At 68.4% G+C, this 6,321-nt stretch carries 6 protein-coding genes; 2 read left to right on the forward strand and 4 right to left on the reverse strand.

Annotation, left to right across the window (positions count from 1 at the left end):
• Nucleotides 1-16: 16 nt before the first annotated feature.
• Genes minC through ctpZ form a run of 3 tightly spaced genes read right to left on the reverse strand, consistent with a single transcriptional unit; the run spans nt 17 to nt 3,290 of the window.
• Complete coding sequence (minC, locus tag KUG41_RS15040) at nt 17-700, reverse strand: septum site-determining protein MinC (protein WP_216905020.1); 684 nt, start codon at nt 698-700, stop codon at nt 17-19.
• Nucleotides 701-726: 26 nt separating this feature from the next.
• The gene (locus KUG41_RS15045) at nt 727-2,001 is read right to left on the reverse strand and encodes an HD domain-containing protein (RefSeq protein WP_216905021.1); all 1,275 of its coding nucleotides are present in this window, start codon (nt 1,999-2,001) and stop codon (nt 727-729) included.
• Nucleotides 1,998-3,290 (reverse strand): carboxyl-terminal processing protease CtpZ, encoded by a 1,293-nt coding sequence (gene ctpZ, locus KUG41_RS15050; protein ID WP_216905022.1) that lies wholly within the window; start codon nt 3,288-3,290, stop codon nt 1,998-2,000. The genes KUG41_RS15045 and ctpZ overlap by 4 nt, the downstream gene beginning before the upstream one ends.
• Nucleotides 3,291-3,340: 50 nt before the next feature.
• Here ctpZ and petB point away from each other — a divergent pair, with 50 nt between their 5' ends.
• Nucleotides 3,341-4,015, forward strand: coding sequence for a cytochrome b6 (gene petB, locus KUG41_RS15055; RefSeq protein WP_035833434.1), 675 nt, complete (start codon nt 3,341-3,343; stop codon nt 4,013-4,015).
• 57 nt (nt 4,016-4,072) lie between these two features.
• Nucleotides 4,073-4,555 (forward strand): cytochrome b6-f complex subunit IV, encoded by a 483-nt coding sequence (gene petD, locus KUG41_RS15060; RefSeq protein ID WP_216905023.1) that lies wholly within the window; start codon nt 4,073-4,075, stop codon nt 4,553-4,555.
• 92 nt (nt 4,556-4,647) lie between these two features.
• On the opposite strand, the gene KUG41_RS15065 is transcribed toward petD, so the two are convergent.
• Nucleotides 4,648-6,117 (reverse strand): glycoside hydrolase 100 family protein, encoded by a 1,470-nt coding sequence (locus KUG41_RS15065; RefSeq protein WP_216905024.1) that lies wholly within the window; start codon nt 6,115-6,117, stop codon nt 4,648-4,650.
• Between the last annotated feature and the right edge of the window lie 204 nt (nt 6,118-6,321).

Raw genomic sequence — 6,321 nt, forward strand, 5'->3', positions numbered from 1 at the left:
CTCATCCGCCGGAAGCTCACCGGCTGAATTCCGGCGGCGCCGGATCGATGCGGATCTCCCCGTCCACCAGCCGCGCCTGCTCAGCCAGCCCCGGTGGGGGCAGATCCTCCGGTCCCCGGGCCACCGCGTCGGCGATGCGCAACTGCAGGGGGCGCAGCTGCAGGGCGGTGATCCGGGCCCCCCGGTCGCCGGCCACTCCGGCATGGGCCACACCCCGCAGCCGCCCCCAGATCAGCACATGCCCGGCGGCACTGATGCGGGCGCCGGGGTTCACATCCCCCAGCAGCAACACGGACCCCGCCGCCTGCAGATGGTCGCCGGAGCGCAGGGTGCCCCGGTGCACCAGCAGATCCGGCGCCGCTGGTGGGGCGGAGAAGGTGGGGTCGGGCACCTTCTCCGCTTCGGGCTCCGGCTCGATCTCGACCCCCAGGGCGGCGGCGGCCACGAGCGTTTCCGGGTGATGGCTGCGGACGCGCAGCAGCCGTAGCTGCAGAGGTGCCAGCAGATCCTGCAGTTCCCGTAGCTCGGGCAGCCTCAGGGGCCAGGCGCCTGCCTCCAGCACCACAGCCCCGGCGGGGGGAATCCTGCTGCCGAGGATGTAGCGCACTTCCTCAAGGGCGCTGGCCGCACCCCCGGGGGCGGGCAGCCGCAGCAGGTGGGGCTGCTGCCCATCAATCGCCGGGATCAGTGCGGCTGCCAAGGCGCTGGGGAAGGTTGGTGCGAAACCTAGTGGTCCGGCAGGCTGCCGCCATCCTGGAGCCGCACCGAGAGGGCGGCTCCCAGGTCGGCGCTCACCGACGCCGGATGGATCAGCCAGGCCATGTCGACCGTCTGGCAGAGGCTGGCCACCAGGGGGGAGCGCTGCTCAAGGGCCTGGAGCCGCAGGCCGTCCCACAGCCGCAGTCCGCCGGCATAGGGGTGGTACCCCCGGCTCTGGCGCTGCTGCAGGGCGCAGCAACCGTCGGCCACCAGGCCGGCTTTCTCGCACAGCCGCCGGGCCTCGGCCAGCAGTTCGATGCGGCCGGCCGGAGGCAGATCGCTCACGTCGATGGCCCGGGGCAGGCGCCGGTCCAGCAGGCGGCGGCAGGGATCGGCCAGCTCCTCAGGGCCCTCCTCCCGCCAGCGGGTGAGGTGGTAGCCGGTGCGGATGTCGTCATTGGCCAGGTAGCTCTCCAGATCCAGCTGATCCCTTTGCCAGAGCCAGCGGGCCATGGTCGGATCGGCCCACACCAGGTCGGGGCCGAGCCCCCGGGCCACGGCGATCACCCGGTTCAGCAGCCAGTTGCAGACGATGTTGAGCCGGTGGTTGTAGACGCTGCGGTACATCAGATGGCGCACCACCAGGTAGTGCTCCACCGCCATCAGTCCCCGCGGGTGGAGGGCCAGATCACCATCGGGGGCCAGGGTGAGGCTGGCGAGGATCCGCTCCAGGTCCAGCTGGCCGTAGCGGGTGCCGGTGCTGTAGCTGTCGCGCAGCAGGTAGTCGAGCCGGTCGCAGTCGAGCTGGCTGCTCACCAGGGCCTTGATCGCCCGGCAGGGGTGCCGGCCGTGCTCGAGCAGATCGGCCACCTGGGCGGCCCGCCCCGGGGCCCCCTGCTCAAGCCGGTCGCGCAGGGCGGGATGGTCGCGGATCAGCCGCCCCGACCAGGCCTCGTGCTGCAGGCCGAACATCTCCTCGCCCGAATGGCTCAGGGGGCCGTGGCCCACGTCGTGAAGGAGGGCGGCCGCATAGAGCACGTCCCGGTGCCGGGCCAGGGAGGGGTCGAGTCGCTCCAGTTGCCCAAGGGCCATCCGTGCCACCGCCAGCACCCCGAGGGAATGGGTGAAACGGCTGGACTCGGCGCCATGGAAGGTGAGAAAGGCCGGCCCCAGCTGGCGGATGCGGCGCAGCCGCTGGAACGGCGCCGTGTCGATCAGGTCGATCACCAGTGCCTCGGCAGGATCCTGGCGATCCAGGCGGATGGCACCGTGCAGCGGATCGTGGTAGGTGCGCTGGCTCATGGGGTGGCCGCTGTGGCCGGGAAGCCGGCGATCAGGAGCCTGGCCGCCTCCTGCAGCCAGGTGTCACCGGCTCCGTCGGGCTCCAGGGGCTCCGGCTGGGGCAGGGCCACATCCGGCTCGATGCCCTGGTTCTGGATGTCGCGGCCGCTGGGGGTGAGGTAGCGGGCCACGGTCACCGCCAGGCCACTGCCATCGCTCAGGTTGATCAGGGTCTGGATCAGGCCCTTGCCGAACGTGCGGCTGCCCGCCAGCGGCGAGCGGCCGCTGTCCTGCAGAGCCCCGGCCAGAATTTCACTGGCGCTGGCCGTGCCACCGTTCACCAGGGTGAGCATGGGGCCGGCGTAGAGGCGGCCGGGGGTGGCCTGCTGGCGGGCGGCGATGCCGCCCCGGTCCTCGGTCTCCACGATCGGCTTGCCATCCAGCAGGCCATCGGCCACCGCCAGCCCGGCGGTCACCAGGCCGCCCGAATCGTTGCGCAGATCCAGGATCAGTCCTTCGATCGGTGTGCCCGCCGCCGGGGCAGTGAGCTGGGCGAGCGCGGTGCGGACCTGCTGGGGCACCGGTTCGCTGAACTGGGTGAGGCGCAGGTAGCCCAGGGTGTGGCCGTCGATCTCAAGGCGGTGGCTGCGCACCGGCTGGAGATCGACCTCGCGGCGGTCCAGCAGCCCCTCCCACTCCTGGCCGGCGGGGGTGCGCAGGGCCACGAGCACATCGCTGCCGGCGGGTCCCCGCAGGGCGGCCGCCGTGCCTTCCAGCCCCAGTTCCTCGGCCTCCAGGCCGTTCACCCTCAGGATCTCGCTGCCGGAGACGATGCCCGCCTCGGCGGCGGGGGAGGCATCGAGAGGAGCGATCACCACGATCCGCTGGTCACCGGCCCGCTGGCCGAGCTGCAGACCCACGCCGGTCACCCGGCCCTGGGTGTTGGAGCGCAGGGTGGCGAACTCCTCGGGGCGCAGCAGGCGGGTGTAGGGGTCGCCGATCGGGGCCAGCATGGCCTCGATGGCCTCGTAGGCGTCGACCGAGCTGCTGATCGGCTTTTCCAGGGTCTTCTGGCGCAGGCGCCGCCACTGCAGGGCCTCCAGCTGGGCAGGGTCGACGTAGCTCTGGTTGACCAGACGCCAGGCCTCCACCACCAGCTGCTGGGCATCGCTGAGGGCCAGGGCCGGGGCCGGCAGGATCAGCAGCAGGCCAAGGGCGGCCGCCAGCAGCGACCGAAGGCCAGAAGCCCGCCGCCGCAGGCCTGTTGCAAACCATTGAGCCGGCAGGGACCGGCGGCCCGGGTCTCTCACAGGGGGGTCAGGACGATCGGTAGACTCTCGCAACACAAGCCCCACGCTGCATGGCGAACTCGTCTCCTGGCGCAAAGTCGTCCCCGATCTACGACTGGTTCGAAGAGCGCCTGGAAATCCAGGCCATTGCCGACGATATCTCTGCCAAGTACGTCCCGCCCCACGTCAACATCTTCTATTGCCTGGGCGGCATCACCCTGGTGTGCTTTCTGATTCAGTTCGCCACCGGCTTCGCGATGACCTTCTACTACAAGCCCACGGTGGTGGAGGCCTACAGCTCCGTTCAGTACCTCATGACCGACGTCAGCTTCGGCTGGCTGATCCGCTCGGTGCATCGCTGGAGCGCCAGCATGATGGTGCTGATGCTGATCCTGCACGTGTTCCGCGTGTATCTCACCGGCGGTTTCAAGCGCCCGCGGGAGCTCACCTGGGTCACCGGGGTCACCATGGCCGTCATCACGGTCTCCTTCGGCGTCACCGGTTACTCCCTCCCCTGGGACCAGGTGGGCTACTGGGCCGTCAAGATTGTCAGCGGTGTTCCGGCCGCCGTCCCTGTGGTCGGTGATTTCATGGTCGAGCTGCTGCGCGGTGGGGAAAGCGTGGGCCAGTCCACCCTCACCCGCTTCTACAGCCTCCACACCTTCGTGCTGCCCTGGCTGCTGGCGGTGTTCATGCTCATCCACTTCCTGATGATCCGTAAGCAGGGCATCTCAGGTCCCCTCTGAATCCCTCACTGGCCTTAGCCTCTTCCCACCGGTCACCAGCGCCCCGAGCTCCCCACCATGCACATCCTCAAGAAGCCTGACCTCACCGATCCCAAGCTGCGGGCCAAGCTGGCCAAGGGCATGGGACACAACTACTACGGTGAGCCCGCCTGGCCCAACGACCTCCTCTACATCTTCCCAGTGGTGATTCTGGGGACCATCGCCTGCGTGGTGGGCCTGGCGGTGCTGGACCCGGCCATGCTGGGTGATCGGGCCGACCCCTTCGCCACCCCGCTGGAGATCCTTCCCGAGTGGTATCTGTATCCCGTCTTCCAGATTCTGCGGGTGGTCCCCAACAAGCTGCTCGGGATTGCTTTGCAGACGATGATTCCTCTGGGGCTGATGCTGATCCCCTTCATCGAGAGCTTCAACAAGTTCCAGAACCCTTTCCGCCGCCCTGTGGCCATGGGGGCTTTCCTGTTCGGCACCGTGTTCACCATCTATCTGGGCATCGGTGCCTGCCTGCCGATCGACAAGTCCTTGACCCTCGGTCTGTTCTGAGGCTTTTCCAACCTTGTTGGCAGCTCTTGACCGGCTGAATGTTTCTCAGAGCCGCGTGAAAGCGCGGCTTTTTCGTGCCCATCCGTCCGGCATCACAGGACGGTGCGTCCTCCTGGCGGGGGGAGCAGGGGATCGATGGCGAACAGCTCCACATCCTTCGGCTCGATGCGCAGCAGATGGTGCAGCAGCAGGAATCCCACCAATGTCCAGGTCTGGTAAGTGCGGGCCTGCTGGCCTACCCAGGTGCCGGTGGGCCCATCGAAATACTCTGCCCACCGCTGACGCGGCAGCTGGGTGAGCTGCAGGGCGTAGCAATCCTCCAGGAGTTGCCGCATCTGCTCCATCAGGGCGCTGTCTGAACCAGGGTGGCGACGTTCGTGCAGCAGCACGGCGCTGCCCAGGTACCACAGCAGGCTGGGCCAGTGGCCGCCGTTGTGATAGCACCAGGTCCAGTTCTTGGGATCGGAGCCGGTCTTCTCCTTCCATTCCTCGGCGTCGAGGGGTGGATGGCAGATCCTCAGGGGCATCTCGGCGATCAGGTCCTGGCGGTTGCGCAGCACCAGCCGGAACAGGGCCCGCTGCTGGGGGGCGGTGATCAGGCCGAACAGGCAGGCCAGGGCGTTTCCCAGGCTGTAGAAGCGGAAGTCCGGCCGGCCGGTGCGCATGTTGCCGATCAGGTAGCCGCCCCGGTCCTCCAGCCACGCCTGCAGCCAGGCAGGCACCACCTGGGCCTGCACATTGAAGGCGTTGACGTGCTGATCGTCCCCATACTGCTCGGTGGGGCGGCGACGCAGCACCTGGACCGTCTTGCTGGTCACCCAGTAGTTCTTGAGCAGATAGGCGCGCAGGTCACGCAGCCAACGGTGGCTGCGCTCGAGCCGTTTCTGCCGCAGCCCACAGGGCCGGTCCCACTGGGCCAGATCCATCAGGTGGCAACAGCTGCGCAGACTGCCGAACAGCAGCACCTCCACCTCCAGCGGTGCCCCCCACACGTCCATCGGACGGTCGATCATGAAGGCGCAGTCCGGCACGAAGAGCACCGGTGTGCCCTCGAAGCTGGGGTGCAGCACCAGATCCAGCAACCGTTGCACGCCTTCCTGCACAGCGGTGTCAAGGGCGAACGCGCGATCACCGCTGCGGCGTACGTACAGCCAGCAGAGCACGGGCCACCAGAGGCTGGCATCCACCGAACTGATCCGTCCGATCGAGCGCTGGCCGTAGTCGGCGATCAGGTCCTCTCCCTGCTCCACAAAGCTGGTCGGGAAGATGCCCCGGGTCTGGTCGCTGCGGCTCTGCAGCTCCAGGCACACCGCCAGGAAGTGACGCACGATGGCGAAGCGGCCCTCCAGCAGCAGGTGGAACATCACCGGTACGTTGTCCCGCAGAAACACCTCCCCGTAGTTGGCGGCCTCCCCGCTGCTGGGGTGTTCCATGGCGGCCACCGACCCCACCACGGCCCCTCGTACCTGCACCAGGGTGCGCTCGAAATGGCCCCTGGCGGAGGCGACGACGCTCTCCTCCCGGCTGTGGAGGTCCCTGGTCCGGGATTCTCCCGCTGCCATCTCGCTGCACACCCAGGGAAACTCAGCGTAGGCCTGGCCTGGGAAGGGAACCTTTGGCAGGCCCCGGTCGCGGCCGATGGGGCACAGGCGAGAACGCTGCCAGTATGGGTGGTATGATTTTGGACTGCGCCCCAGAGAGCGGAAGCTTGAGGGGACGCGGACTTACTGGGACTGAGAGGCGCGAGCCGACGGTGCTGTAAGTTT

The sequence above is a fragment of the Synechococcus sp. CCY 9618 genome, assembly GCF_019038415.1.
GTDB lineage: Bacteria > Cyanobacteriota > Cyanobacteriia > PCC-6307 > Cyanobiaceae > Cyanobium.

Excerpts from the sequence above, each read along its gene's own strand:
- KUG41_RS15045 (WP_216905021.1), bottom strand. The coding sequence starts at position 2,001 with ATGAGCCAGCGCACCTACCACGATCCGCTGCACGGTGCCATCCGCCTG.
- petB (WP_035833434.1), top strand. The coding sequence starts at position 3,341 with ATGGCGAACTCGTCTCCTGGCGCAAAGTCGTCCCCGATCTACGACTGG.
- KUG41_RS15065 (WP_216905024.1), bottom strand. The coding sequence starts at position 6,117 with ATGGCAGCGGGAGAATCCCGGACCAGGGACCTCCACAGCCGGGAGGAG.
- petD (WP_216905023.1), top strand. The coding sequence starts at position 4,073 with ATGCACATCCTCAAGAAGCCTGACCTCACCGATCCCAAGCTGCGGGCC.